The organism is Roseivivax sp. THAF197b, assembly GCF_009363255.1.
GTDB lineage: Bacteria > Pseudomonadota > Alphaproteobacteria > Rhodobacterales > Rhodobacteraceae > Roseivivax.
In genome coordinates this window covers 2,668,959-2,694,415 of sequence record NZ_CP045318.1, presented here as the reverse complement: position 1 = coordinate 2,694,415, position 25,457 = coordinate 2,668,959, and the positions used below count along the sequence as shown (strand labels likewise).

Sequence of the window (25,457 nt, the reverse complement as noted above, 5' to 3'; positions counted from 1 at the left end):
CCGGTCAAGCGCGTGTAGCCATTTCCCTGTTTTGGCACATAGGCCACGCCCCCGGTAAAAGGCTCCGTGGACAGGGCGAGGCGGCCCCGATACACCCGGGCCAACAGAGCCTAGAGGACAAATGGCCGCTATGAACGCAACAAGCACCAGCATGCGGATCGCCCGCGCGGTCCTCGAGACCGAAAGCGCAGCCCTTGCCCGTCTGGCCGAGGAGATCTCGCCCGAGATCGAGGAGGTGGTCGCCAGTCTCCTGGCCATCCCGGGGCGCATCGTGGTCTCGGGCATGGGCAAGTCGGGCCATGTGGCCGCGAAGATCGCAGCGACGCTCGCCTCCACCGGCAGTCCTGCGCAATTCGTCCATCCCGGTGAGGCCTCCCATGGCGATCTCGGCATGATCACCAGGGACGATGCGGCGATCCTGATCTCGAATTCGGGCGAGACGAAGGAGCTTGCCGATATCATCGCCCACACGCGCCGCTTCCGGGTGCCGATGGTCGCGATCACGCGGAACCCTGAGTCCACGCTGGCCCGGCAGGCGGATCATGTGCTCCTGCTGCCCGACGCGCCCGAGGCCTGCGCGTTGCGCATGGCGCCGACCACCTCGACCACCATGACCATGGCCCTGGGCGATGCGCTGGCTGTGGCGCTGATGGAGGCGCGGGGCTTTGATCGTGAAAGCTTTCGCACCTTCCACCCCGGCGGCACGCTTGGCGCGCAGCTTCTCAGCGTTGCCGCGGTGATGCACCAAGGCGACGCGCTCCCGGTGGTCGGGCCCGACACGGATATGGGCGAAACGCTCCTGACCATGACCGCCAAGGGCTTCGGCGTGGCGGCCCTCGTGGAGGAGGGCAAGCTCACCGGTGTGATCACAGATGGCGACCTGCGACGCAATCTCGACGGGCTGATGGGCCGCTGGGCGGGGGATGTGGCCACGCGCAACCCCACGACCATCGCGCCCGAGGCCCTGCTGGTGGAGGCCCTGGGGATCATGAACGACCGCAAGATCTCGGCGCTCTTCGCGGTGGACGAGGGCGGCGCGCTCAAGGGGCTCGTGCATATCCACGACGCGCTTCGTGCAGGTGTTGCATGAGCGCCGTCGTCTTCATCCCCGCACGCTATGCCTCGACGCGCTATCCCGGAAAGCCGCTCGTGGAGCTCGCCGGGGCAACGGGGCGCAAAGCGTCTCTAATCCAGCGCAGCTGGGAGGCGGCCCAAGGCGTGCCCGGCGTCTCCCGCGTCTGCGTTCTGACCGATGACGACCGTATTCGCGATGCCGCGACAGACTTCGGTGCGGAGGTTCTGATGACCTCCTCCGCCGCGCGCAACGGCACGGAGCGCTGCGCCGAAGGGCTCGCCCAGCTCGATGTCGATCCCGAGATCGTGGTGAACCTGCAGGGCGACGCGCCCTTGACCCCGCCTTGGTTTCTCGAGGCGCTGATCGCGCGCATGCAGGGGGAAAATGCCGTGCGGATGGCGACGCCCGTGCTGCGCACCGAGCCTCAGACGCTCACGAACTTCGTCACCGACCGCAAGGAAGGCCGGGTCGGCGGCACCACCGCGGTGATGCGCGGCGATGGCTCGGCGCTCTATTTCTCGAAAGAGGTGCTGCCTTATGTGGGCAGCCTGAAAACCCCGCCCGAGGTCTGGCATCATGTGGGCGTCTATGCTTACCGCCCGGACGCTCTGCGCGCCTATGGGGGCTGGGACGAAGGCCCGCTCGAGCGCGCCGAAGGGCTCGAACAGCTGCGCTTTCTGGAGAACGGCTGGCCCGTCACCTGCGTCGAGGTCGAGGCGCGCGGCCGCGTCTTCTGGGAGCTCAACAACCCCGTCGATGTCGCCCGGATCGAGGCGGTGCTGCGAGAGGAAGGAATCGCATGAAAGACGTCCGTATCGGAGACATGACCGTCTCTAACACAGCCCCATTCGCCCTGATCGCGGGGCCCTGCCAATTGGAAAGCCTCGATCACGCGCGCATGCTGGCCGAGAAGATCGCCGCCGCCGCGGAGGCGGTAGGCCGCCCCTGGATCTTCAAGGCGAGCTACGACAAGGCCAACCGCTCCTCGCTGTCTGGCAAGCGCGGCCTCGGCATGGAGGAGGGGCTGTCGATCCTTGCCGCGATCAAGTCCGAATTCGGCGTGCCGGTCCTGACGGACGTGCACAGCGCGGAGCAATGCGCGCCGGTGGCCGAGGTGGTCGACGTGCTGCAGATCCCGGCCTTCCTGTCGCGCCAGACCGACCTGTTGCTCGCCGCGGGCGAAACGGGGGCGGCGATCAACGTCAAGAAGGGCCAGTTCCTCGCGCCCTGGGACATGGAGAACGTGGCGGCCAAGATCGCCTCGACCGGCAATGAGCGGGTGATGCTCTGCGAACGCGGGGCCTCGTTTGGCTACAACATGCTGGTCTCGGACATGCGGTCGCTGCCGATCATGGCCAAGACCGGCTACCCGGTCGTCTTCGACGCTACCCATTCGGTGCAGCTGCCGGGCGGGCAGGGCAGCTCCTCGGGCGGGCAGCGCGAATTCGTCGAGCCGCTGGCCCGCGCGGCCCTTGCGGTGGGCTGTGCCGCGGTCTTCATTGAGACGCATGAGGATCCGGACAATGCGCCAAGCGATGGGCCGAACATGGTGGAGATCGGCAAGCTTACGGACCTACTACGCGGGCTCGCGGCGATCGACGATCTGACCAAGCACCTCTAGGTAGCGAGGTGGCAATGCTTGATGAGAATTCTGTTAATCAAGCCGTCCGGTCGGCCGCCATTTCTTCCGGCAATTCCGAACGCGTGTCTAGTTCGCTATGTGGAGTTCGCCCAAGCGGCTAGTGCCAACACGTCCAAACCCTTATGAGGTCGATGGCGCAGTCGCGAAGCATTTCCTACACGACTCACTGGTCAGGAATCTGCATCTATGAACTCAGAGATCTGAGCGAAGATATTATCTTCAACTACACTTATCTCGGGGAAGCCATGGAGACCTGCTGTACTAGCTGACTTGTATTCATTTCGAACAAGGTCGATAAGGGTCGATCTGGGAGTAACGCGCTGCTCAATAAGAGGCGTTACGGCGATCGAAGGCGCGTTCAAACGCAGAAAGTCGGCTGCCTCATATGCTTTGTGGATACCGATATCCACCTGCTCACGAAGAGGCGTTGAATTTATGGGAAGTCGACCCACTACACAGCAAATAAAACGACCAGCACCTATGTAGGAGTACCAGAACGGCTTCTCGAATTTAATGTTACTAAGTGCTTTGCTGAGCTTGTGCAAAAAAACGACAGTATTTTGTGGTTGATAAAGCTTCTTTTCTCTGCATATTTCGCTCAGATCTATTCTGTACAATGTAGCCTGATAATTACCGTCTTTGAGTTGAAGCAACTTATTTTCAAACTGGAAATAGTCTAGCATCCCATCGGCATCAGGAAAGCAAATTCGTTTAGATACGTCTGCCAAGTCAAGGGTGGAGCCGTTATCGAGTACAGCTCGGAGTGTCTCACGGCTTTTTTGCATATTCCGTAAGGCGTCCACAAGCAGCATTGCCATGTGTATGCGGCCAGTCAGATCAATGTCGTCCAGTGGTTTTCTTAAGAAGTCCGTGGCGCCCGCGTCGAATGCGCGATCCATGCTCTCGGCTTCTTGAGTTGCCGTAATCATGATGATTGGCGTGGCGCGATATTCTGATCTCTGCCGAAGTAGTGCGCAAAGCTCAATCCCATCTATTCCAAGCATCAATATATCAAGTAAAATACAGTCGAACGGCGTAATCTGTGCGTCGATTACCTTGAGGGCATCTTCGGAAGACACAGCCAGCGTGAGATCGGTAAGACCTTTTTGTTCGAGTCTCACTGCAACCAAATCCAAAAATATTGGGTCATCATCTACGACAAGTATGCGCATTTACGAGCACCCTCCAGGGTCGACCTAATGTACATGGCTGAAGGATGAGGTCTTTTTGAAAGCAATTTCAGGGAAAATCTGTGTCAGAATCTTCAGGAGTGCTGGCATAATTTCAGCGGTGACTTGCCGACTCGGTAGATACCGGTCACCAAGTATATGGGTTCGCATCGCTGTTCCCCCGCGCATACTACATAGAGCCGGAGCGGTTATGACCGCCTGAAGCTAATATAAATACCAACGATCTGCGTACGACTCAGGAAGTGGGCTGTAGATATCAGATTCAATCTGAGAATTTTTTGAAAAAGAAAACGGCTGGGGATGGGCATTCACTGCATAAGTTTAGTTAGATTGAGAAAGCTATTCGACTTCAGGCAACTCAACGTAGAAAGTCGTCCCAGCGCCGATCTCGCTCTTAAACGAAATATGCCCGTGGTGCTGGTCGACGATTGCTTTGACGATACTCATGCCGAGGCCGGTCCCTCCGCCGAAACGATACGAACTTTCGCTTGCTTTTGTAAAACGATCATAAAGCACGGGTCTCATCTTTTCTGGGATGCCTTTTCCACGATCCCTGACCCAGAATCCGCAGCGGCCATCTAGTAGTCCAAGATCAACCTGACCGCCTTTTGGCGACGCTTTGATGGCGTTTGTCGCTAGATTGACCGCAAGTTGCAGGAGCATGGCTTCGACGCCGTGAACGATGTAGTCCATTTGGGCCAAGCTTGAAATACTCACTGTCACGTTGTTGTCTGCTGCGAACTGTTTCGTGTCGATGGCGCATACGTTCAGCAAAAAAGTGAGGCTAACATCTTCGCGATCTACGTTGGTTTGCTGGCTGGACAACTTACCCGCATCCAGAATGGCTCTTGTCAGAGCTTCTAGGCGATCCGAATTCCTCGCCGCGGTTTTGAGCAGCTGCTTCGCATCAGACGGCAGATCTGCGGCATAGAGGTCCAGAAGGCGAAGGGCGCCTTTTAGGGACGTGAGGGGTGTCTTGAGCTCATGGCTTGCCGTAGAGATCGCGTTGTCGCGCTCTGCGTCCAACTTGCTGCGTTGAGTAGCATCCCGAATGACTGCGAGGTAACCCATCCGGCTCCCGTCATGGGCGTCCATCGGAATTGAATGCGTTTCGCCGACAATCATCCGACCGGACTGGTGCATGTACTCGACGAGCATCGGTTCATTCTTCCCAGATTTCCACTCGTTATATGCTTTTTCTCCGGCTTCCTGGTAGGCTGCTAAACTCGAGTAAAGCGCTGAGGTTTGACGACCGGTCAAGTTCGAGGCGGAGTAGCCGAACATCGTCTCAGTAGCAGGGTTCACGGAGATGATTTCGCGTTCAGGACTCGCGAAGACAACGGCGTCCGGCATCGCAGAGAGGATGGCTTCCAGCAGCGTCGTCTTCTTATCGAGCTCACGTTTGGCTTCAGAGTGCTCCCATTCTTTAGAGATCCATTGGCCGAAGTGGCGCGCCAGGTCATACTCTTTGTCGCTGAAGGGACGGTTCAGGGCTGCAGAGCTTGAAAAGTTCAGAGTGCCGTGTACCCGACCGTTCACCCGCAAAGGTACGCCGATATAACTCTCCAAACCAAAATCCTGGTAGCATGGATGGGTTCGGATCTCGGACTTGGCAACGTGATGGAAGGCGGTGACATCGTCCGCCTGAAGCGTGTGGACGCAATAAGTGCCGGACAGGTCAAATGCTGTCCCTGGAGCAGGCGCGGCTTCTAGCGCGTGGCTATAGCGCACAACGTACCGCCCTTCGGTGACCACACTGATGATCCCCAACGAGAGGTTGAGAGCCTCGCAGCCTATGCGTAGAAGACGCCGGGCCTTTTCCTCGAAGAGGATCTCGGCATCGAGCGCTAGAACAAAGAGCTGCCTTAGGGCTTCATCGATCCGAGCATCGTCGCTCGCTGGGAGCGGCCGATTGAGTGATATATCCTTCACGCCGCGTCCTTACTGGCTCAAGTAGCAAATGACCGTAGTGTGTAATGCGCTACAGGAATATTTAATGAAAATCTGAGAACTGAATGTGTTGCGCTACGCCCACAAGAACTTTGTGCACAGAAGAGCCTGGGGGACAGGTAGGAATAGACCGGGAACTGCTCAAACTGATCCTTTGTCAATAACTTACGCTTTTTCGCTGAAGGCGGGATAGGGACACTTACGCAAACTTAGACTACTGTCTTCGCAAATTTTGGAAGACCGGTTCCAATATCGGCGCAAGCCGACGGGCAGCACTATTTGTAAGGTGGTTGGTGTCGAAATACTGCACCACGCCATCGTGGAGCGCGAAGCAGGTCACCGCATCGCAGAGCGCGGGCCAGGGATCAAGCCGCGTGACCTCCGCCCCGGACCAGAGCGCGCGGGCCTCGGCCACACGCGGCCCCAGCGCGGCGCGGCTCACGGAGGTCTCGGTCACCGGCGGCGCGGCCAGCGGCCAGCCCCGATGCGCGGCTTCTTGGGCGGCAAGGCGGCTGTCATAGGCGGGCTGTTCGGGGGGCTGGGTCAGCACGAAGACCGGCAAGCGGGCGGTGCGGAATGTCTCCACAGTCTGCGTCACTGCCGCGTCCAAAGCGGGACCGCCCGTCCTGCCGCTTGTCGGATGCGACACGGCAATGCGGTTCTCCGCATCAAGCCCGATCCCGGTGCCGGACGCGTAGTAATTCCATCGTCCGATCAGGAGCACGCGGGCGAGGCTGGGCATCCCGGCGATGGCGGTCTCGATCCGGGCATTGGCTGCGGCGCAGGCGGCATCCTCGGCAGGGCTCGCGCTGTTCTCGGACTTTGTGATGCCGAAAAGCGGCGGGCAGCCCGCGCGCCAGATGGCCAGTGCTGGCGTATCCTCGGCGGCAAGGCGCAGACCCTCGTAAAGGGCGCGCAGATGGCTGTCGCCCCAAACCAGCACCTGTGGCGGGCCGTCCGGACCAAGCGGGCAGATCTCGAGCCCGGTGAAGGGGTCCTCCTCCGGTGTGGTGCAGCGGCTGAAATCCTGCAGGAAATCGTCCGAGGCAGCGATATGAACCCGCGCCTCGGGGCCGAACCGCCCCGGCACCCCGTCCTTGAGATAGGCAAGGACGCCAAAGGCCATGGCCGCGCCGCTGGCTGTGATTACAAAGCCCAGAAGCGCGCGGGGGCTCGCGAGGCGGCCTCTGCGCACAGGCTGTTCGATCGCGGCCCAGGAGGCCCAGGCGAGGGCGACGGACAGCGCCATCCAGGCCGCGGCCTCCCACCAGCCCGCATAGGCCCCGCGCAGCTGCAGTGACAGGGTGAGAACGGGCCAGTGCCAGAGATAGAGCGCATAGGAAATGCGCCCCACAAAGACCATGGCGGGATGGCGCAGAAGCGAGCCCACACCGCGCCCTGCCCCTGCCCAGAGCACGCCCATCGTGCCGATCACGGGCAGTAGGGCCCAGGCACCCGGAAAGGCTTTTTCGGAAGAAATAGAGATAAGTCCCGCGCCGATCAGCGCAAGGCCTGTCCAGCCTGCCCAACGGGGACCGAGCGTGGGCCGTCCCCGCATCCAGATCGCCAAAAGTACGCCCGAAAGAAGCTCCCATGCTCGGAAAGGAAAGAGGTAGAAAGCGGCCTGCGGATCGCGCGGCGTCACCCAGAGGCACGCGGCGAGCGAGGCGGCCCAGATCGCCGCCAGCGCCCATATCAAGGCCTGCGGCCGGCGGGCGAGCGTCAGCACCAAGAGCGGCAGGCAGAGATAGAACTGCTCCTCGACCGAGAGCGACCAGGTGTGCAGGAGGGGCTTTTCCTCCGACGCCGCGTCGAAATAGCCGGCCTGGCGGTAGAAGAGCACATTCGCTAGATAGACAGAGGCCGCGATCAGCGCCTTGCCGTATTCGCGTAGCTCGAAGGGCAGCAGGAGCGCCCAGGCCACGAGGCTCGTGACCAGCGTCATGGCGAAGAAGGCGGGGGCCAAGCGGCGGAAGCGCCTCTGCCAAAAGGCCCCGAGGCGCACCCGGCCCGTGGCCGCGCGTTCGGCCCAGAGCAGCCCGCCGATGAGGTAGCCCGAGATAACGAAAAACACGTCCACCCCGGTAAAGCCCCCGGGCAGCGCCACGCCAAAATGATAAAGCACGACCGCCCCCACCGCGATCGCGCGTAGCCCGTCGATATCGGCCCTGTAGGGCAGATGCGGGGTGGCCAGCCCGCTCATCTGGGGGCGAAACAGGGGGCGGAGTGATGCGACATCGGGCGGGTCTTGTCCTTCGGGAGCGGGGCTCTTGCGCGTGATTGCCAGAAAGCGTGGCCTTTTCGATGGGCTAACTTGGGAATTTTTCGGGCGGGATGTCACCGTTGTTTGAAAGCCATCCGATCGATCATGTTCGGCGCTTTGCAGCGCCTCCCGATGCAAATGACGTCTTTAGATTCAGAAACGGCTTCTCGTAGTATCGAAAACTGAATTCGGCAGCGATCAAACAGGCGCTCCAATAAATCAGGTGAAACAGCACAGTTTCCAGATTGAGCCCCAAAATCTTGGAGGCTTCTCTCACAAAATGCAGGACTGGCAGGTGCAACAGGTAGAGCCCGTAGCTCACCGCGCCGACCCGGGCCAAGGGCGCTTGCCGGAGTACCGGCGCCAGCGCGCTGTCCTCGCGCATCACCAGGGCGGCCAGCAACGCCGTCATGGTGAGATGCAGCGCGAGGTTCGGTAGACCTGTCACGTCGCGGGGTAGAAGAGCCATTAGCGCCACCAGCACGGTCAGCGCGGCAAGGCTCGCCCAGCGGGTGCCAAGGACTGGCCAGAGTGTCGCGAAGCCCTTCCTGCCATGCAACATGATTGCAAGGCCCGAGCCCATCAGGATCGGCGCGTAGGTTGCGACGGGCAGTGCGAACCTTAAGGGTCCCCATTCTGGTGCAGTGAGGCCGAAGACCCCCATTACACCCGCTACGTTCACCGCTATGCCCGCTACCAGCACCGGCAAAAGCCAGTGAGTGGGCAAGATGATCAGGATAACCGGCCAGAGCAGATAATATTGCTCCTCCACCGACAGCGACCACATCGGCGCAAGGTTAGGGATGTCGGTAGTCAGGAAATTCGCAAGGAAGAGATAATAGAAGGGCCAGATCTCGGCTGCCTCTGCATCGCCCTGAATCAGGACGTAATAGCCCCCAACGGCAGTCACCACGACGAGGTATAGCGGTAGAATCCGCAAGGCGCGCCGCCAATAAAAGCCCCGCAAAGAAATGGAACCGCTCCGGTCCCGCTCTCGTAGAAGCAGCGTGGTGATCAGATAGCCTGAAAGTACGAAGAACAGGTCCACCCCTAGAAATCCGCGCGCCGCAATCACCGGCCCATCGGTCAGCGCCGCACCCACTGGGGAGTGATGGTAGAGCACCATCGCGATAGCCAGCGCCCGCACCCCGTCCAGCGCGCCGAAATGGCGGGTCTGGAGGTAGCGCAGATGGGCGTGCATTTTGTCAGACAATTTTGAACGGGGTAGTGAGCGCAGATAGCTTTTGCGCGGCGGCATCTTTTTCAGAAAGAATCGGGGTAACGCCAGGATCTGGCCAGACGATGCCGATTCTAGGATCGTTCCACAAAAGAGCCCCCTCGTTCTCGGGCGCATACGTGTCCGAGCACTTGTAGACAATCTCGGTATCTGGAGCCAGCGTCATAAAGCCATGAGCGAAGCCTGCGGGGACCAGCAGTTGGCGGCCGTTTTCTGGGGTCAGTTTCACGCCCACCCAGTCGCCGTAGGTCGGGCTGCCCTGCCGGATATCGACAGCAACATCGAACAACGCGCCGCGACCGCAGCGTACCAGCTTATCCTGAGCGCGCGGCGGGGCCTGGAAATGCAGCCCACGCACCGTACCCGCTGCCGCTGACAGCGAATGGTTGTCCTGGCGCCAGTCGAAGGCCAGCCCAGCTGCCTCGAAGACGTCGTGGTTCCAGGTCTCCTCAAAAAAGCCGCGGTGGTCGCCGAAACGGCGTGGCGTGAGGATCAAAACGCTCGGAAGACTTGTCTGCTCAATGTTCACTGTTCTGGTTGGGCTCTCTGTTTCGTTTGCATAACCTGTTTTGGTCACAATTGCATGGCATGTCTACAGCCTGCTGGGGTGGTGTTGTTGCAAGATCTTAAGATGAGCTGCAACACCATCACCCTCTCGTTAAATTGGATCAGAATTTCGTTGTCTAGGGTTTACATCTTTTCCTGATGCTCCTCCCTGAGCTATTTGAGAGCTGACCAAGAAGACCGGGCGATCCGCCGATATCAGACCTAAGCAACGGCTTGATTGATTTATGGTCCGAAGTACCGCAGCTGACCAAGTGTTTGGTAAGCCGGTAAATTTTCGGTTTTAGGCTACCATGTGCGTCCGAACCACCGTCATACGCCATATTTAGAACAATATGCGGACTAGAAACGACCACACTATCAACATGCCGACTCCCAAGTTGGAGTCACATTTGATGGTACCTTCAAGCAACGCTTGGAGGCCGCAAGATGCATGTCATGGTCGTAGATGACGATACGTTCATCTTAGATCTTCTCACAACGATCCTTACGGTCGACGGTAGGCATACTGTCGACTGCATGGTGTCACCGGTAGATGCAATCCGTGCGTTATCCAAAAATTCTGGAAAATATGACTGCTTGATATTCGACATCATTATGCCGGAGATGAACGGGATCGAGCTTTGTCGCCTCGCAAGAAGTATGCCCGAACTCGATAATACGCCCATACTCATGCTTACAGCAAAACGAGAGACTAAATATCTAGTCGACGCGATGCATGCCGGTGCTTCCGACTACATCACAAAGCCTTTTGAGGTTGCGGAGATCGATTTTAGGATGAATGCGGCAATACACCTCCATTCCTCCAGGAGGAACATGAAGCGATCAAATGAGAGGATAAGTCAGGGAGGCTCCTCAAGGTCGAATAAGCCGATGATTACCAAGAGCGAAATAATGTCAATATTCGCTGATGAATTATATAAATATAATAAAAAGTGAAATTGGGTAGAAGCAAGCTATCTGAAAAAGGATCGCCCGGATGCGAATTCTAGTTGTAGATGACGACCCTATTATTCATGAAATCACCTCACTCATACTTAGCGGTATGGACGTAGGTGGAATTGATTTTGCTTCTTCAGGTGAAGAGGCTGTTTTAAGGATTCACCACGCGAAAGTAGCCTACGATTGTTTTTTAGTTGATATTCAGATGCCCGGAATGAGCGGTGTTGACTTGGTAGGTTTCATCCGAGCAACTCCGGGATATCATTCTACGCCAATTTTGATGATCACTAAGGAGACTGATCGGAAGTATGTTGATGGCGCTTTTCAGATGGGCGCAACGGACTTCGTGAACAAGCCGCTTGATAGCTTCAATTTGCGATCAAGAATGAACGCCATCATTCAGCTGGTCAATAAAAATAATGAAATACAAAGGCTTAAGCAGGATGTCGTAGGCGTAACTGAGCAGCGATCTCGTCCAGCGAACCTAATTCAAGAAGTTCGGATCGAGGATGTGGATGGTTGCATCGACTATCTTCGCCTTGAAAACTACCTGCTTTACCTTTCGAGGTCAGACACGTTCGGTATGTGCGCATTCGGAGTGTCAATAAATAACATCGCGCGATTATGTACAGGGATGAAGGAGTATGAGTTTCGCTTTATCCTTCAGGATGTCGCTGAGATCTTGGCAGAGGTATTGAAGCCAAGCCGGTTCATGTTTTCCCATGCCGGGGGTGGTAGCTTTGCGGGCGTAACTGATCTCGGAAGGCAATTCGGCAGGCAGCGGTTCCTAGACCGATGGGCAGAAGTGTCATCCAGATATGATCTCTACTACGGAGACGGCCGAGCATTTGTCTATAATGTATCGGTCAGTGACCCTGTTCCTCTGGTTTTCAAGTCTCAACAGGCCACGATAAGGGCGCTGAGGAAGGCGGCAATGGATGCTGAAATGATAGCGGGAAACTTGGATGCGGGGAGCTCGACGGAAGTTCAAAAGAAGGTTAGCGGGATATGATCGAACATACCCCACCGAATACTTTTGGCTACTACCTTACTTGTAGGCTAAAGCTGAGTGCTAAGTAGTGTATGCCTCTTAAAATGACTGGTAGAAATCGCTTTAGTTGCGATCAACGAAAACAAAACAGTATACTAGTAACATTTTCTACGGTGACATCGGGGACAAATCCTATGAAAGCCATGAGGTAAAAAATGAAAATCCTGATTGTAGATGATGATGTGCACGCTTGTGAAATTTTGGAGGCATACCTCCACGACGTCGGGTATAGCGAAACGACGATTGTTACCAATCCAGATGAGGCCTACTCCTTATTGAATCAGGGAGGGAAGCCATTTGATTGTATTTTACTTGATATCGTCATGCCGGAGAAAAATGGTATCGAGCTATGCCGCGATATTAGGACGCTTGAGAGCTATAAGAACACACCTATCATCATGATAACAGCAATGACGGACAAGAAGTTCATTGACTTATCATTTCGTGCTGGGGCGTTCGATTATATTACAAAGCCATTTGAATTGCTTGAGGTAAGCGCGAGGATGCGCGTTGCGCAAAGGTCAATCTCCGAGCGCAAAGCAGCGATGGATAGTTATTTAGCGCTTCGGTTGGAGAGCAGTAAGTCAAATGATATCTCTGGCTTCCCAATGGTGTCTGTTGATCGCTCCATTGATGTCATGAGCATGAATGTTGAAAGCCAGAACATGGTTTCGCTTCGGTCTTTCGAAAGTTACCTTGAGAAGTTAACTCGAAGCGAAGGCAACAATGTTCAAGTGGCACAAATTCAGATAAGCAACATAGATGCGCTCTATTCAGAGAAAACGGCGGAAGAGTTTCTGGATGTTCTCTCAATCTTTATTGGGGTTCTGAGGGAGGTATTTGAATTGCAGGATATGTTTGTAAGTCATATTGGAATGGGCACATTCATCTTTTCGATGGTCAATACGGACGTGCCTGACCCAGATGTAATGACGTCGCAGATAAGTAGCCTTCTTGCAGAGAGGGTTGGCGAAGCACATCTGGATATTACGATCGGAGAACCAATTCAGATGTACGTTGGTTCGCCTCCAAATTTCGATCGTTTGATCAAAGTTGCGAAGGCGCGCATAAAAGCAAAGAAGGGTAATCCTGGCTTGATGGCGATGGCTTCTTGAGGGGTGCTTTCAGACAAACTCAGCAAGACACGTGTCAGGGTAAATCCCCGGATGTACAGGTGATTTGGAAGTAGAAATTTCTCTGCCGGACGAATGGAGAGAATGGCCTGCTTCCGTTTCCGTGGACACGGGTTTAGATTTGCATTGCTCGGTCCTCGAACGCCGTGGGGCTGAGATAACCCAACTTCGATTGGCGTCGTCTCGGATTGTAGAAGCGCTCTATGCAATCGAAGACGTCGGCGCGGGCGGCATCGCGGGTGCGGTAGACCTTTCGTGCCGTCCGCTCGATCTTAAGCGATGATAAGAAACTCTCCATCGCAGGGCACTGTCAGAGGAACTGGGACTTGAGCGGGGCAGGGCGGTTGCGTAGCGTCGGGCGATGATCAAGCGCAGCCCGTTCCGGTATTAAAGACCAGCCCGGAGATCATTCGTCTGGCGGTGATGCTATATGTTCGGTTCCCGCTGTCGCTGCGGAACGTCGATGACCTTCTGCACGAGCGCGGCATCGAAATCAGCCACGAGACGGTGCGCTACTGGTGGAACCGCTTCGGCCCGACCTTCGCCGCCGAGATCCGGAAACGCCGGATCGAGGGGCTTCGATCGAGCCGGTGGCGTTGGCGCCTCGACGAGGTGTTCGTCACGATCATCGGCAAGACGCACTATCTCTGGCGGGCCGTCGACCACGAAGGCGAGGTGCTGGAAAGCGTGGTCACCAAGCGCAGCGACTGCAAGGGGGCGCTGAAATTCCTGCGGGAACTGATGAAACGGCACGGGCGGGTCGAGGTGCTCACGACGGACACGCTCCGGTCCTACAGCGCGGCTGTGCACGATGTCGGCCACATCAACCACGAAGCCGAAGGGCGCTGGATCAACAACCGCGCCGAGAACTCGCATCTATCATTGCGAAGACGCGAGCGCGCGATGCTTCGATTCCGGCGGATACTAAGTCTTCAGAAATTCGCCGCCGTCCACTCATCCGCTCACGATCACTTCAACTAGGAGCGCATTCTCTCCAGCCGCGACATCTTCAAGCAGAACCGCGCAGCTACTCTCGCCGAGTGGGGCGGTCTCGGCGCGGCATAAAGGTCAGCGCGACTGCCGCAGTAGAGACGAGTTCGAATTGGTCTGCCAGCACCGCCATTTTCCTCATTGAGCAAATTGCATCCGTATGGCGGCTTGCCGACAGGCACGACAGCTGCGCGGCCTGATGCATCGCAACGATCCTATGGCGCCCCCGGTCACCGGCGCAGTTGCCCGTCGCGACACCCCATAAGTTCCGTCATATCTGCGGCTTATCCGCAAGGTCGTGGTTGCAGGAGTGTCGGGGATAACGCTTCCCCGGGGCCTAGTCTCGCCACAATCATCGTTAATCTAAGCCCCACCGAGAAGGAAAATTAACAGGAGCAGGCTTGTGTTGCGTATTTGGATTTCGGGGTTTGGTTTGGTCACAGCGATAGCTGCGCTCAAGACGTATTTGATCTGGCATTTTGCGATGCCCGGCGAGGCCGCGGACCCGGCAATCCTGTCGGCGCTTTTTGCCCTGTTCTTCGCGCTCACGGCGACGGTGGCCTATGTTACCTTTACGCAATTGCGCTCATTCCTGAACCGTCAGCGCAAGGAAAAGCTGGCACCGGGCGCAGGGGAGCCCGTGGCCAAGGAGACGGTGATCCTGCGCCATGCTTCCGATTGGGGGCTGTCCAAGGCCGAGGCGGATGTCGCGATCTTCGTGGTGAAGGGATTTTCCAACAGCGAAATCGCCGAGATGCGCGGCTGCGCCATCGCCACGGTGAAATCGCAGCTTGGCCGTATCTACCAGAAATCCGGTCTGGAATCGCGCTACCAGCTCATCGCTTTCGTCACCGACGAAGTATGCTCGATGGCCAATGAAACGGACGCGCCGCAGACCCAGATGCGCACGCGTAATGTTCTTCCCCTTGTCGGGCGCAGCAAGTCCGCCGCCTGAACCGGCGGCGCGTATCTGACTGGCTCGAAACCCCGCAGCCGGGGGCATCTGACGCCTCACTGAACGAGGCGGATCGGCTCGCAATGATGCCCGGTCAGGGTCAGCTCCCCCGCACCCATCTGCAGCCCGGCCGCGTCGAGCGCGCCGTCGAGGACCGCGTCAATCGGTCCGGCGAGGGCGGAAAGAAACCGTGTCGGCAGAAGGGTGAGCAAGTCTGCGACCAGCGGCGCTGCGAGCCCGGAGACCAGACCTTCCTGGCCGGGTTTGACGCGCAGTTCCGTATTGGCAGGCGACAGCAGATCCGTGATGGCCGTCGAGAGCAGATCGCCCGACCCGTAGGTCTTCGTCGTCGTGCCTGCGGCGATCTCTTCATGGGTGAAGCGGACAGTCTCGGCTTGCGCGCGGCCTGCCGTCGCGTGCGACCGCGCCTGGAGCGTCAGCCCGGCGATGGTCACATCGGGCAGCAGCGGCAGATCGATCACGAGGGTCACCTCGAGCAGATCGGCAAAGCCCAGATCCGCCGGATCGATGCCGCCTGCGGTGTCCGCGTCCTCGGGCAATGAACCGAGGTAAAGCGCAGCGACTGCCGTTCCGTTTTGCGGATGCAGCGCGGTGGGCGCGGTCGAGAAGGAGGTCGCGACCGCTTGCGGGTTGGTGACCGAACAGCCGATCTCCTCCAGCGTGGCGGTTGCGCCTGCGAGTTCCGCGACAAGCGGCAGATGGATGCGGGTGGCCTGAACGCCGATGCCCAGATTGCCAAGGATGGTCGGATCGACGGTGATATCCGTCTGCACATTCATGGCGGCGCGGTGCAGTTGCACGCCTTCTTCGCCCAACGCGACCCAGCCCGATTGCGCGGGGGGCTCTGCAGCGGTCAGGGTGATATCCGTGGCGAGGATCCCTGGCACGCCCAGATCGGTGGTCAGGGCGATGGGCGCCTGCGCATCACCCGCGGCCACCACGGCCCGTACGACATCCAGCGCCGAAATCTCGATCTCGGACAGGAAATCCGAGGCGGTCAGGCCGAGCGCGGGGTCGATGCCACCGACGAGCGCCGCCACCGATACCGAAGACGTGTCCGCCGCTTGGGCCAGCCCGCTCACGGCCTCTGCCAAGGGTGCCGGCAGAATCGTGGACAGCGCGTCGATCATGTCGCCGACGCTCGTTGTGGCTGTCAGCACCTCCGCAGGGTTGCGCGCGTCGCTGCCGAGGCCTGTGGCGAGCGCGCCGAGCAGCGTGCCAAGGTTCACGGATGTCTGCGCCATGATCTGCATATCTGCAAAGCCGATGGCGGCGCTTGCCCCATAGTTTTGCGCAATGAGCTGATTGAGGTCCGCCGCATCCAGATGGGCCACGTGACTTGTCAGCGCAAAGCTGGCGGCACCGGTCCGGGATGCCGTTGCCGTTCGCGTCAGCGGCACATGGGTCTCCGTGGTGAAGGCGCGGGCGAAATGGAGGGGGGCGTCGTCTTTCAGGACAACGCGGACGGCGTTGATGCCGGGACTGCCTGCGGGCAGGGCGGTGAAGCGGTCTTGCGGCGCGATGGCGGGATTGCGCAGAAGCCGACCCGTCTGAAGGCTGTCCAGCGCAGAAGCCGCCGTCCCGTTTCGCGCAAGGGTATGGGTCGCGCGGGCGGGGGCCTCGTCGGGCTCGGCCATCGCGCTGACAGCGGTCAGGTCGGTGACCTGCTGCAGAAGCGACCGATCCCGGTAGAGCGAGGCTGCGTCCACGCCCAAAGCCACGAAACCGATCAGCACGGTCAACATCAGCGAGACGATGATCGCCACCGCGCCGTCTTCGTCTTCGGTGAAACGCCGCACGCGGTCCGTTGCCAGGTCAGTAAGCAAGATAGGCGCTCCCGGTGATGCGGGTGATGCCCAGTTTCAGAAACCCGTTGGCGAGGTCCAGCAAAGATCCGTCCACGGCATAGGCCACCTCTACGTTGATGCCTGCGGGGGCTTCGGTGTCGAAGGTCACGGTCGGCGTGACGGAATCCTGTGCGAGCAGCGGATAGCGCTGGCCCGCCTCTGACAGGTAGGCGTTGGCGAGCGTCGCGCGTTCGGTCTCGTCGAGACCGGTCACGGAGGCACGCGCTGCGCCCGAGGCCAAATGCTGAACGGAATGGCTGACCCCCATGAAATAGCCCAGCGTGACGATGCCGAATAGCAGCGCGAACAAGAGGGGCGCGATCAGGACGAACTCGACAGCAACCGCGCCGGATTGATCCTTGAGGAACCGGCGTGCGAAGCGACGTGAAAGACGGGCCATTCGTGTCATCCTCCGGAGATGATGTTGTCGAAGATGCTCAGGGCCGCGGGACCGACCAGGACCACGAAGACCGCGGGCATGATGCAGAAGATCAGCGGCATGGTCATGATGACCGGAAGGCGTGCGGCCTTCTCCTCGATCGCGATGAGACGGTTGGCGCGCTGTTCGGTGATCAGGGTGCGCATCGCCTTCGAGAACGGCGTGCCGTAGGTGTCGGACTGATCCAGCGTTTGGGTGAAGACACCGAATTCCGGCAGAGGCACGCGGATATTCAGCTTGTCATAGGCCGCGCGCCGATCATTGGTCATGTGCATCTCGGAGACCATCTGCAGGATCTCGCGCGCCAGTTCCGGGCTGATCGCGGCCAGCTCATGCGCCACGCGGTGCAGTGCCGGTTGCGGCCCGAGGCCCGCCTCCGACGAGATCACCAGCAATTCGAGCATGTCCGGAAAGCCGCGGCGAATACGGGCAAGACGTGCCTTGCGCCGCCGGGACACGACAGCATCGACGCATTTCGACACGGCAAGGGCTGCCGCGATCACGCCGGCGGCGGGCAGGACCATCTGAAGTCCGAAGCTTCGGCTGCTCAGAACCCAGATCGTGCCCAGAACCACGACAATGAGCGGCAGGACGGTCTTCAGAAAGGCGTAGATCAGCAGCGCGTCGCGCCCGCGATACCCGGCGGAGGCAAGCTCCATCGCGGTCTCGCGCGCCTCACCGCCGAGGATGATCGACAACCGCTCGCCCATCTGCACGACGATTCCGTGCAGCTTGCGGCCCGCATGGGCGAGGCTGCCGCTCTGGCGCCGCGTCTGATGCAGGTGGCGCGCCGGGGCCGTGCCGTTCGCGCGATTGAGGCGCAGGGTCAGGCGCTCGCGTTGCCGTTCATTATGCAAGAGTGCGGCAAAGCCCAGCACGCTGAGCACCAGGCCGCAAAAGGCGGGCCAGAAGATGGTCGGGGTCAGGGTCTCAAACATCGAGCTTGCCCATCTGCGCCATCATGAAAACGCCCAGGCTGATGCTGGAGATCGCGACGAGCGACATCACCTGCCCACGTGGATCTGCATAGAGCGGCTCAAGGTAGCCGCCGTTCAGAAACCCGATCGCGAGCACCACGGCAAAGGGCAGGGACGCCAGAATGAGCGCACTGGCACGGGCCTCGGAAGACAAGGCGCGCGCCTTCTTGCGCAGCTTGCGCCGTTCGCGAAGCTGCGCGGCCAACCCCTCCATCGTCTCGATCAGGTTTCCGCCGGTTTCGGTTTGCAGCGATGTGGCGACCGAAAAGAAGCTTACCTCCGGGGTGGGCACCCGCAGCTCGAGCCGCGCAAGGCTATCGGCCAAGGAGGTGCCCATCCGGATCTCGTCATGGCAGCGCGAAAACTCCGCATGGACGGGCCCCTTGGTGGTGTCGACCACGATGGCCAGCGAGTCGGCAACGGGACGGCCCGCGCGCAATCCGCGTGCGAAGATATCGAGCGTTTCGGGCAATTCGGCCGTGAAAGCCGCCCGGTAGCGGGCCTTCGCGATCCGCAGGATCAGGCTTGCCGCGCCAATCGGCAGCAGGACCGCGAGGGGCAGCGCCAGCACGGGATGCATCCCGAGAAAGAGGACCGCCAGGGCGTAGAGGCCGAGCACGGCAAGCGATACCTGCACCAGAAGCTCCTCGATGCTGACCCGCAGGCTGGTTTGCGCCAGATGCGCTTCGATCCGGCCGAACGTGCCGTGTCGCTCCTGCTTGGCGGTGCGCTTGGCCTGCGGCGCGGCGGCGGGTTGCGCTCGCATGCGGCGCGCGCGCTGCAGGCGGGTGTGGTGTCGGCGGCGCTGACGGTCCGCCTGGATCATGAACCACAGGCCCAACCCGGCAAGGGTGACGAAGCCGGCCGCGAGACAAAGAAGGATGAGTGTCATGGCTTGGCCCTCAACAGCGCGTCGAGCTCATCGGCCACGCCGTATTCGGCGGCCCGGCTCGCGAATTTCGGACGGAAGCCGGAATAGCGGAAATCGCCCCGGACCTCCGTGCGGGTGCTGCTCGGATCGGCTTCGAAGGTGAACAGGTCCTGCAGGGTGATCGTGTCGCCCGCGATGCCCGCAATCTCGGAGATGGAGGTGATCCGGCGTTTGCCGTCGCGCATCCGCGAGACCTGCACGATGAGATGCACCGCATCGGACAATTGGCGCCGGACAACGCCCGTGCCCGGGGCAAATCCGGCGAGGGCGGCCATGCTTTCAACGCGGGTCAGCGCTTCGCGCGGGGAATTGGCGTGCAGCGTGCTCATGGAGCCGTCATGCCCGGTATTCATCGCCTGCAGGAGATCGAGCACCTCGTCGCCGCGGATCTCGCCAATGATGATCCGGTCGGGGCGCATGCGCAGCGCGTTGCGCACGAGGGTCCGCATGGTCACTTCGCCGGTGCCTTCGACATTGGGCGGACGCGTTTCGAAGCGGACCACATGGGGCTGCTGGAACCGCAATTCGGCGACGTCTTCGATGGTCACGACGCGCTCGCCCTCGGGGATGAATTGCGACATGGCGTTCATCAGGGTCGTCTTGCCGGACCCGGTGCCGCCGGAGACGAGGATATTGAGCCGCAGGAACGCGGCGAGACCCAGAAAGGCCGCCATCTGCGATGTCAGGCTGCCATTGTCGACCAGTGCCTCGAGCCGGATCGGATTGGACGGGAACTTCCTGATCGTGATGGTCGGCCCGTCGATCGCCAGGGGCGGCACGGCCACGTTGACGCGACTGCCATCCTTGAGGCGTGCATCGACCATGGGCTGGCTTTCATCGATGCGCCGCCCGATGGCGGCCACGATGCGGCTTGCCACGGCGAAGACATGCGCATTGTCGCGAAACCGCACTTGCGTCAGTTCCAGCTTGCCCGACCGTTCGACATAGACCTGGTGGGGCCCGTTCACCATGATGTCCGTCACCCGGTCATCGGCCAGCAATGCCTCAAGCGGGCCGAGGCCCAGCATGTCCGCCAGAACCGCGTTCACCAGATCGGACACTTCGCGTCCGTTGAGATGCATCTTGCGGTCTTCGGACAGCCTGCGGATGGCGTCGTGAATGGCCTTTTCCTGCTCCGCGCGCGGCTTGCCCGCGAGGTCCGAGAAGTCGAGGATATCAGACAGATCCTGCACGACCTTGTTGGCCAGATTCATCAGATCGCCGGAGAACGCGCCCGTCTCGACAGCGGCGGATGCGGGCTTCACGGGTGCGTCGGAGGCGTGCTGCCACGTCTCCAAGGTCTGCGCCGGGGCGGTATCTGCGAGGCGCGAAGGCTGCGGGCTCGCGTCCTCATCGGGGGCCGCGGCAGGAAGCGGAGTAGCGGCAGGGAGCGGCGTCTCCGGATCGGGATCGCCCTCAAGCGCCGCGGTCGCCGCGACAAGGATCTGACGCTGGAGCGCCAGTGGCCATGCGGCTGCCGAAGTCTCAAGCAGGTAGGTGACCGCGACATTCGCCCGCTCGGACGCGGATAGGCCCTCCGCATCGATCTGCTCTGCAATCGACAGGACCTGCGGCAGCGCATCCGCGATCAAACCCTGGGGGACGTGCACGTTCATCCGAAGAGCCTCCGCATCAGGGAACGCTTCGCTGGCGCGTCGTCCGTGTTCGCAATCGGCAGCGCTGCCGCCCAGATCGCGGCGACGGCCTTGGCGTAAGCGCTGCGGGGCTGGCATTCGATCAGCGGACGGGCGGCGCGATGCGCGCGCGCGATCTGCGCGTCGCAGCGGGGCAGGGTTGCCACGATGGGACGGCCGATTGTGGTCTCGATATCCTTGCGGGACAGGCCCGCATCGCGCCGCAGCTCGGACAGGACGGGCAGGATGCGCAGATCCGGGCTCTCCGCCGCGATCCGGTCGATCAATTGGCTCGCCGCATTCACGCCCGCGAATCCGGCCGGGATCACCAGCACCAGCGCGTCGAGCTGTGCAGCAAGCGTTGCGTGCTGAAACAGCGTGCCGCGGGGCAGATCGGTGATGACCGCGTCGAACTCGGCCCGGAGCGGCGCGAAGATCCGGGGCAGGCCTCGTTCGAGGCTCTGGGCCTCCTGGCCCGCGCGGATCTGGTGGGAATAGAGCGAGAGGGTCTCCGTCAGGTGATCCATCGTCGCCGAGAGGAAGGTGGCGTCGATCCGGTCCGGTGCGACCAGCGCCTCATAAAGCCCGCCGGTTTCATCCCGGTCGAGGTCGATGGCCTGCGATCCGAATTGCAGATCCGCATCGAGCAGCGCCATGCGCCGGTTCGCGCCTTTGGGGGCCGCGCCGTGAAAGGCGAGGTTCTGCGCCAGAAGACTGGCGCCCACGCCCCCGTTGCTGCCCATGACAGCGATAGAGGGGCTTTTCGGGGCGGGCACCGGCATCTTCACCACGACCGGACGCTCGGGCGCATCCCGGTGCACGGCAAGAATGTCATCGGCCTGGGCGGGAAGGGGGAAGTATTCCGTGGCCCCCGCCTTTCGCAGGGCGCGGTAAGTCTCCATATCGTCCTGTTCGCCCAGAACGACGAGCTTCGCGCCCGTGCGGCAAATCTCGCGCACGCATTCACAGGCAAGATCGAGGGGAATGTTGCCGATCTCGGCCAGGACCGTGAGCGCCAGTGGCACGTCGGCGCAAAGCCGGGCCGCACCGCTCAGACCGCCGCCATGCACCGCCCGGCTGTCGCCACCGCCGTGCTGGACGACAGAACGGGCAAGGGCTGCGCCCGCATCGGTGCAAACATAGGCGGCAAATCGGGCGATACCTTGGGATGTGGCGGAATCGAACGGCATGAGGGGAGTCCTTGATGGGGGAAGGGGCAGGCGATGCACGCGGTCGGGCCGCGCGCATCGCCCGTGCGGGGGACGCGATGGTCGCTGACCGTGGTGTTATTACGTGTCGGCGGGTGCCTCGGCTGACAAAGCGTCGCTCATCGTTTGGAAGCCGGAATTGGTCTGACCGCCCAGCGTGGCAACGGTGCCGACAATCACCGCACCCACGAGGGCGGCGAAGAGGCCGTATTCGATCGCGGTCGCGCCGTCTTCGTCTTTGGCAAAGGTACGGGCGAAGGCTTTGATGGCGATGCGTGTCTTGGTCATGTCGAAATCTCTCTCAGTTTTTGGGGGTCGGTGTTGACCCGGGATGAGAGTGAAATCGTCGAGTTGCCGGGAAATCGAAATCCGTCCTAGGTGGCAAAAACCCCCGTCCCACCGGAGGTTGTAGGCGTTTCATACCAAGGTCGTACGGCTTTCAGACCGGAATGTGGCAAGACCCGGACAGGCACCGGACGGGATCATGGCGCCGCAATCGCGCGGTCATACGCGGCCACCCGACGCCCGCCCGCGCGGTGTCCGAAAAGCGTTGTTCCGAGTGGGTTTCGAGGCGGAGGGCCATGGATTTGGCCGCAAGACATGGTGGCGTTGGGGCAGAGACGAATCGCAGGCAGCTCTCGGGCAGCAGCAGTTAACGCACCCAGCTCAGCAGGCGGTCAGATCGTGCGCCCGCCATCCACTTCGAGGATGATGCCGGTGATGAACTCCGCTTCGTCCGAGGCAAGGTAGAGACAGGCATTGGCAATATCCGCAGGCTCCGACATGCGGCCCAGCGGGATGCCCGCAATGAAGCCCGCGCGGTTCTCGGGCGTGTCGGGCTTGCCCATGAAATCCTCCAGAAGCCCGGTTGCCCCGATGACCGGGGCCACGCAATTCACCCTGATCTTGTCGGGGGCAAGCTCCACCGCCATGGACTTCGACAGAAGGTTCACCGCGCCCTTGGTGGAATTGTACCAGGTCAGACCCGGACGCGGACGGAGCCCGGCGGTCGAGCCGATATTGATTATGTTGCCGCCGCCCTGCGCCCGCATCACCGGCACGCAGGCCCGCGTCATGTGGAAGATGGAGCGGACATTGACGTCATAAAGCCGGTCGTATTCCTCTTCGGTGACTTCCATGATCGGCTTGTTCTTGTGGGTCCAGCCTGCATTGTTCACCACGATATCGAGCCGGCCGTCCGCGCCTTGCGCCGCATCGACCGCCGCTGCGATATCGGCGGCTTTCGTGACGTCGCCCTGAATGGCCCTGCCGCCGATCTTTGCCGCCACGGCCTCGGCCCCGTCGCCATTGAGATCGACAATGGTGACCTCGGCGCCTTCGCGCGCGAAGGTTTCGGCAATCGCCCGGCCGAAGCCCGACGCGCCGCCCGTGATCAGCGCCGTCTTGTCTGCTAGTCGCATGTCATCCCCCCTTGATGCCGCGCATGGTCCTGCCGGGCGATCTTGCCCAGCAGGGGGCAGGCGAAGTCAAGAGGCGGAGGTCAGGCGAAGCCCTTAGTCCGATGCCGCGAATTCCGCGCGCAAGGCGTCGTCATGCGCGCCAAGGGTCGGCACCGCGCCGAAGCGGGGCGCCTGTCCGCACACCACGGCACCCGGGGCCAGCATCTCGATCTCGCCCGCGCCGGTCTGCACGGTGATCAGGCGGTTCTGCGGATGGGCCATCAGATCGTCGAGATCCGACAGACGCCCATAGGCGATCTTCGCGGCTTGCAACTTCGCGATCATAGCTTCGCGGCGATGGGCTGCGAAAACGGCGGCGACCTGCGGCTCCAGCGCGTCGCGATGGGCGACCCGGTCGGAGTTCGACGCAAAGCGCGGATCGGTGGCGAGGTCGGCATGGTCCAGCACCTCGGCGCAAAGCCGGACCCATTCGCGTTCGTTCTGGATCGAGATCAGCACCGCCTTGCCATCGGCGCAATCATAAGCACCGTAAGGCGCGATGGTCGGATGTTTCAGCCCGACCCGTGCGGGCGGTTTGCCGCCATAGCGCGTCTGCAGATACGGCACGTTCATCCAATCGGCCATGGCGTGAAACAGCGACACCTCGATGGCGCGGCCTCGACCGGTCCGTTCGCGCGCGAAAAGCGCCTGGAGGATCGCCTGGAACGCGGTCATGCCTGCCGCGATATCGCAGACGGACACGCCGACGCGGGCCGATCCATGCTCCGTCCCGTTGATCGCGCAGAGCCCGCTTTCGGCCTGGATCAGCAGGTCATAGGCCTTCTGATCGCGGTAGGGGCCGTCCTCGCCGTAGCCCGAGATCGAGCAACAGATCAGGCGCGGATATGTCTCGCAAAGCGCCTCCGCCCCGAAACCGAGCCGCGCCGCCGCACCCGGGGCGAGGTTCTGGATGAAGACGTCCGCTTTGGCCAGCATCCGCGCCATGAGCGCGTGATCGCCGGGGTCTTTCACGTTCAGGCGGATCGATTCCTTGCCGCGATTGAGCCAGACGAAATAGGCGCTCTCCCCGTCGACGAGGGAATCGTAGTTGCGGGCGAAATCGCCCTCCTCACGTTCGATCTTGATGACGCGCGCACCCCCATCGGCCAGTCGCCCCGACGCATAGGGGGCGGCGACCGCCTGCTCCAGCGTGACCACCGTGATGCCTTCGAGATCCTGCATCGGCTTTCATCCTCCGCGCCTTTTGCCGTGGGGATTATCCCAAAAGACACGGGCATGCGAGGCGGGGCGTTCTTGCAGGTGGCGATGGGGGCGGCTTCGGTCGCCGTTAAGGGGCTTGGATCGCGTCGATATCCAGCGCCTCGAGACGGGCCTTGGTGATGGCCCAGATGCGATGCGCCTCTTCGAGGCCCGCCTCGGACAGCGCCACCTGGTTTTCGCGCAAGGCGGCCTCTGCGGTGCCGAGTGCTGCGTGAAAGCGGTGCGCGCCGAGCACGGCGGCAGAGCCTGCGATCTTGTGCACCACGCGAGCGGTCGCTGCGGTATCCTCCGCCGCGATTGGCGGCACCGGCAGTTCGGCCTCCGTCTCGGAGAGAAAGGTCTGAACAAGGGTCCGCACCGCATCTTCGGGCAAGACCTGTTTCAGTTCGCCAAGGCGGGCAAGGTCGATCGGGTCCGGCGCGCCGGGCGTATCGATGACAGCGCCTGTGTTGCCGGGCTCTGGCCCGTCGGTGGCGGCCGCGCGGCCTCGTCCGGTGAGTTTCTTCAAGAATCCAAGGCGCATGCGTGGCTCCCTACCTTGTCGATCAAAACGCCCCGAACCCAGTGCCCGCCGCGACCACATCGATGATGCGTCTCGCGAACGGGCATAGTGACTGGATGGCGGTGTATCACAGGCGCGCGGCATGCGAATTGTGCATCGGCATATGCGAATATACTTTTGAGACTCCTAAGATCCGCGCGCCGTCGTGCAGGGGGTGTACGGCGG

Annotated in this window: 22 protein-coding genes and 2 pseudogenes; 8 read left to right on the top strand and 16 right to left on the bottom strand. The window is 60.8% G+C overall.

Translation table 11 applies throughout. The features are described from left to right. Positions 1–130 precede the first annotated feature (130 nt). The 3 genes from FIV09_RS12900 to kdsA are packed head-to-tail and all read left to right on the top strand — an operon-like array spanning position 131 to position 2,696. Positions 131–1,090, top strand: a complete 960-nt coding sequence (locus FIV09_RS12900) for an SIS domain-containing protein (protein WP_172975725.1) — start codon at positions 131–133, stop codon at positions 1,088–1,090. Then, entirely contained in the window at positions 1,087–1,878 is a 792-nt protein-coding gene (locus FIV09_RS12895) for a 3-deoxy-manno-octulosonate cytidylyltransferase (protein ID WP_152450381.1), read from the top strand. Before FIV09_RS12900 ends, FIV09_RS12895 begins: the two co-directional genes overlap by 4 nt. Beyond that, on the top strand, positions 1,875–2,696 hold the full coding sequence (gene kdsA, locus FIV09_RS12890; protein WP_152450379.1) for a 3-deoxy-8-phosphooctulonate synthase: 822 nt from the start codon (positions 1,875–1,877) through the stop codon (positions 2,694–2,696). Before FIV09_RS12895 ends, kdsA begins: the two co-directional genes overlap by 4 nt. 191 nt (positions 2,697–2,887) lie before the next feature. On the opposite strand, the gene FIV09_RS12885 is transcribed toward kdsA, so the two are convergent. The 5 genes from FIV09_RS12885 to rfbC form a co-directional block, all read right to left on the bottom strand. Continuing rightward, positions 2,888–3,889: a PleD family two-component system response regulator gene (locus tag FIV09_RS12885; protein WP_152450377.1), complete on the bottom strand. Its 1,002-nt coding sequence runs from the start codon at positions 3,887–3,889 to the stop codon at positions 2,888–2,890. Between the two features lie 357 nt (positions 3,890–4,246). Beyond that, a complete protein-coding gene (locus tag FIV09_RS12880) occupies positions 4,247–5,839 on the bottom strand; it encodes an ATP-binding protein (RefSeq protein WP_152450375.1) in 1,593 nt (530 codons plus the stop codon). Positions 5,840–6,071: 232 nt separating this feature from the next. After that, positions 6,072–8,060 (bottom strand): acyltransferase family protein, encoded by a 1,989-nt coding sequence (locus FIV09_RS12875; protein WP_152450373.1) that lies wholly within the window; start codon positions 8,058–8,060, stop codon positions 6,072–6,074. A gap of 163 nt (positions 8,061–8,223) precedes the next feature. Next, positions 8,224–9,321, bottom strand: coding sequence for an acyltransferase (locus FIV09_RS12870; RefSeq protein ID WP_152450371.1), 1,098 nt, complete (start codon positions 9,319–9,321; stop codon positions 8,224–8,226). Positions 9,322–9,325: 4 nt separating this feature from the next. Then, the gene (gene rfbC / locus FIV09_RS12865) at positions 9,326–9,886 is read right to left on the bottom strand and encodes a dTDP-4-dehydrorhamnose 3,5-epimerase (protein WP_152452583.1); all 561 of its coding nucleotides are present in this window, start codon (positions 9,884–9,886) and stop codon (positions 9,326–9,328) included. 473 nt (positions 9,887–10,359) lie between these two features. Between rfbC and FIV09_RS12860 the strand changes: the two genes are divergently transcribed. The 3 genes from FIV09_RS12860 to FIV09_RS12850 all read left to right on the top strand — a co-directional run bounded on the left by FIV09_RS12860 (position 10,360) and on the right by FIV09_RS12850 (position 13,029). After that, positions 10,360–10,860, top strand: coding sequence for a PleD family two-component system response regulator (locus FIV09_RS12860; RefSeq protein ID WP_172975724.1), 501 nt, complete (start codon positions 10,360–10,362; stop codon positions 10,858–10,860). Positions 10,861–10,900: 40 nt separating this feature from the next. After that, positions 10,901–11,875, top strand: a complete 975-nt coding sequence (locus FIV09_RS12855; RefSeq protein WP_152450367.1) for a PleD family two-component system response regulator — start codon at positions 10,901–10,903, stop codon at positions 11,873–11,875. Between the two features lie 194 nt (positions 11,876–12,069). Further along, complete coding sequence (locus tag FIV09_RS12850) at positions 12,070–13,029, top strand: PleD family two-component system response regulator (RefSeq protein WP_152450365.1); 960 nt, start codon at positions 12,070–12,072, stop codon at positions 13,027–13,029. Between the two features lie 133 nt (positions 13,030–13,162). Here FIV09_RS12850 and FIV09_RS12845 read toward each other — a convergent pair. Continuing rightward, positions 13,163–13,348: pseudogene (locus FIV09_RS12845) on the bottom strand (IS3 family transposase); the annotation flags it as partial. A gap of 60 nt (positions 13,349–13,408) precedes the next feature. On the opposite strand from FIV09_RS12845, the pseudogene FIV09_RS12840 reads away from it, so the two are divergent. Together FIV09_RS12840 and FIV09_RS12835 are read left to right on the top strand one after the other, a co-directional pair. Continuing rightward, positions 13,409–14,112, top strand: a pseudogene (locus FIV09_RS12840) (IS6 family transposase). Between the two features lie 409 nt (positions 14,113–14,521). Beyond that, the gene (locus FIV09_RS12835) at positions 14,522–14,992 is read left to right on the top strand and encodes a helix-turn-helix transcriptional regulator (protein WP_152450363.1); all 471 of its coding nucleotides are present in this window, start codon (positions 14,522–14,524) and stop codon (positions 14,990–14,992) included. Positions 14,993–15,048: 56 nt separating this feature from the next. Here FIV09_RS12835 and FIV09_RS12830 read toward each other — a convergent pair whose 3' ends face one another. From FIV09_RS12830 to FIV09_RS12785, 10 genes are all read right to left on the bottom strand, one after another. Beyond that, complete coding sequence (locus FIV09_RS12830; protein WP_152450361.1) at positions 15,049–16,839, bottom strand: TadG family pilus assembly protein; 1,791 nt, start codon at positions 16,837–16,839, stop codon at positions 15,049–15,051. Further along, complete coding sequence (locus tag FIV09_RS12825) at positions 16,829–17,260, bottom strand: TadE/TadG family type IV pilus assembly protein (RefSeq protein WP_172975723.1); 432 nt, start codon at positions 17,258–17,260, stop codon at positions 16,829–16,831. The genes FIV09_RS12830 and FIV09_RS12825 overlap by 11 nt, the downstream gene beginning before the upstream one ends. Positions 17,261–17,265: 5 nt before the next feature. Beyond that, positions 17,266–18,237, bottom strand: coding sequence for a type II secretion system F family protein (locus FIV09_RS12820; RefSeq protein ID WP_152450357.1), 972 nt, complete (start codon positions 18,235–18,237; stop codon positions 17,266–17,268). Continuing rightward, the gene (locus FIV09_RS12815; RefSeq protein ID WP_152450355.1) at positions 18,230–19,168 is read right to left on the bottom strand and encodes a type II secretion system F family protein; all 939 of its coding nucleotides are present in this window, start codon (positions 19,166–19,168) and stop codon (positions 18,230–18,232) included. The genes FIV09_RS12820 and FIV09_RS12815 overlap by 8 nt, the downstream gene beginning before the upstream one ends. After that, complete coding sequence (locus FIV09_RS12810) at positions 19,165–20,823, bottom strand: CpaF family protein (RefSeq protein WP_152450353.1); 1,659 nt, start codon at positions 20,821–20,823, stop codon at positions 19,165–19,167. Before FIV09_RS12810 ends, FIV09_RS12815 begins: the two co-directional genes overlap by 4 nt. After that, positions 20,820–22,031 (bottom strand): hypothetical protein, encoded by a 1,212-nt coding sequence (locus tag FIV09_RS12805; protein ID WP_152450351.1) that lies wholly within the window; start codon positions 22,029–22,031, stop codon positions 20,820–20,822. Before FIV09_RS12805 ends, FIV09_RS12810 begins: the two co-directional genes overlap by 4 nt. Positions 22,032–22,130: 99 nt before the next feature. Beyond that, a complete protein-coding gene (locus FIV09_RS12800) occupies positions 22,131–22,337 on the bottom strand; it encodes a Flp family type IVb pilin (protein ID WP_152450349.1) in 207 nt (68 codons plus the stop codon). A 389-nt stretch (positions 22,338–22,726) separates the two neighbouring features. After that, positions 22,727–23,470, bottom strand: coding sequence for an SDR family oxidoreductase (locus tag FIV09_RS12795; RefSeq protein WP_152450347.1), 744 nt, complete (start codon positions 23,468–23,470; stop codon positions 22,727–22,729). 93 nt (positions 23,471–23,563) lie between these two features. Next, positions 23,564–24,691: a CaiB/BaiF CoA-transferase family protein gene (locus tag FIV09_RS12790; protein WP_152450345.1), complete on the bottom strand. Its 1,128-nt coding sequence runs from the start codon at positions 24,689–24,691 to the stop codon at positions 23,564–23,566. A gap of 106 nt (positions 24,692–24,797) precedes the next feature. After that, positions 24,798–25,253, bottom strand: coding sequence for an Hpt domain-containing protein (locus tag FIV09_RS12785; RefSeq protein ID WP_172975722.1), 456 nt, complete (start codon positions 25,251–25,253; stop codon positions 24,798–24,800). Positions 25,254–25,457 lie beyond the last annotated feature (204 nt).

What these genes read in the sequence shown, in the direction of transcription:
- FIV09_RS12900 (WP_172975725.1), top strand. Translation starts at nt 131, where the DNA reads ATGAACGCAACAAGCACCAGCATGCGGATCGCCCGCGCGGTCCTCGAG.
- FIV09_RS12895 (WP_152450381.1), top strand. Translation starts at nt 1,087, where the DNA reads ATGAGCGCCGTCGTCTTCATCCCCGCACGCTATGCCTCGACGCGCTAT.
- kdsA (WP_152450379.1), top strand. Translation starts at nt 1,875, where the DNA reads ATGAAAGACGTCCGTATCGGAGACATGACCGTCTCTAACACAGCCCCA.
- FIV09_RS12885 (WP_152450377.1), bottom strand. Translation starts at nt 3,889, where the DNA reads ATGCGCATACTTGTCGTAGATGATGACCCAATATTTTTGGATTTGGTT.
- FIV09_RS12875 (WP_152450373.1), bottom strand. Translation starts at nt 8,060, where the DNA reads ATGAGCGGGCTGGCCACCCCGCATCTGCCCTACAGGGCCGATATCGAC.
- FIV09_RS12870 (WP_152450371.1), bottom strand. Translation starts at nt 9,321, where the DNA reads ATGCACGCCCATCTGCGCTACCTCCAGACCCGCCATTTCGGCGCGCTG.
- FIV09_RS12860 (WP_172975724.1), top strand. Translation starts at nt 10,360, where the DNA reads ATGGTCGTAGATGACGATACGTTCATCTTAGATCTTCTCACAACGATC.
- FIV09_RS12855 (WP_152450367.1), top strand. Translation starts at nt 10,901, where the DNA reads ATGCGAATTCTAGTTGTAGATGACGACCCTATTATTCATGAAATCACC.
- FIV09_RS12850 (WP_152450365.1), top strand. Translation starts at nt 12,070, where the DNA reads ATGAAAATCCTGATTGTAGATGATGATGTGCACGCTTGTGAAATTTTG.
- FIV09_RS12835 (WP_152450363.1), top strand. Translation starts at nt 14,522, where the DNA reads ATGCCCGGCGAGGCCGCGGACCCGGCAATCCTGTCGGCGCTTTTTGCC.
- FIV09_RS12825 (WP_172975723.1), bottom strand. Translation starts at nt 17,260, where the DNA reads ATGGCCCGTCTTTCACGTCGCTTCGCACGCCGGTTCCTCAAGGATCAA.
- FIV09_RS12820 (WP_152450357.1), bottom strand. Translation starts at nt 18,237, where the DNA reads ATGTTTGAGACCCTGACCCCGACCATCTTCTGGCCCGCCTTTTGCGGC.
- FIV09_RS12815 (WP_152450355.1), bottom strand. Translation starts at nt 19,168, where the DNA reads ATGACACTCATCCTTCTTTGTCTCGCGGCCGGCTTCGTCACCCTTGCC.
- FIV09_RS12810 (WP_152450353.1), bottom strand. Translation starts at nt 20,823, where the DNA reads ATGAACGTGCACGTCCCCCAGGGTTTGATCGCGGATGCGCTGCCGCAG.
- FIV09_RS12805 (WP_152450351.1), bottom strand. Translation starts at nt 22,031, where the DNA reads ATGCCGTTCGATTCCGCCACATCCCAAGGTATCGCCCGATTTGCCGCC.
- FIV09_RS12800 (WP_152450349.1), bottom strand. Translation starts at nt 22,337, where the DNA reads ATGACCAAGACACGCATCGCCATCAAAGCCTTCGCCCGTACCTTTGCC.
- FIV09_RS12795 (WP_152450347.1), bottom strand. Translation starts at nt 23,470, where the DNA reads ATGCGACTAGCAGACAAGACGGCGCTGATCACGGGCGGCGCGTCGGGC.
- FIV09_RS12790 (WP_152450345.1), bottom strand. Translation starts at nt 24,691, where the DNA reads ATGCAGGATCTCGAAGGCATCACGGTGGTCACGCTGGAGCAGGCGGTC.
- FIV09_RS12785 (WP_172975722.1), bottom strand. Translation starts at nt 25,253, where the DNA reads ATGCGCCTTGGATTCTTGAAGAAACTCACCGGACGAGGCCGCGCGGCC.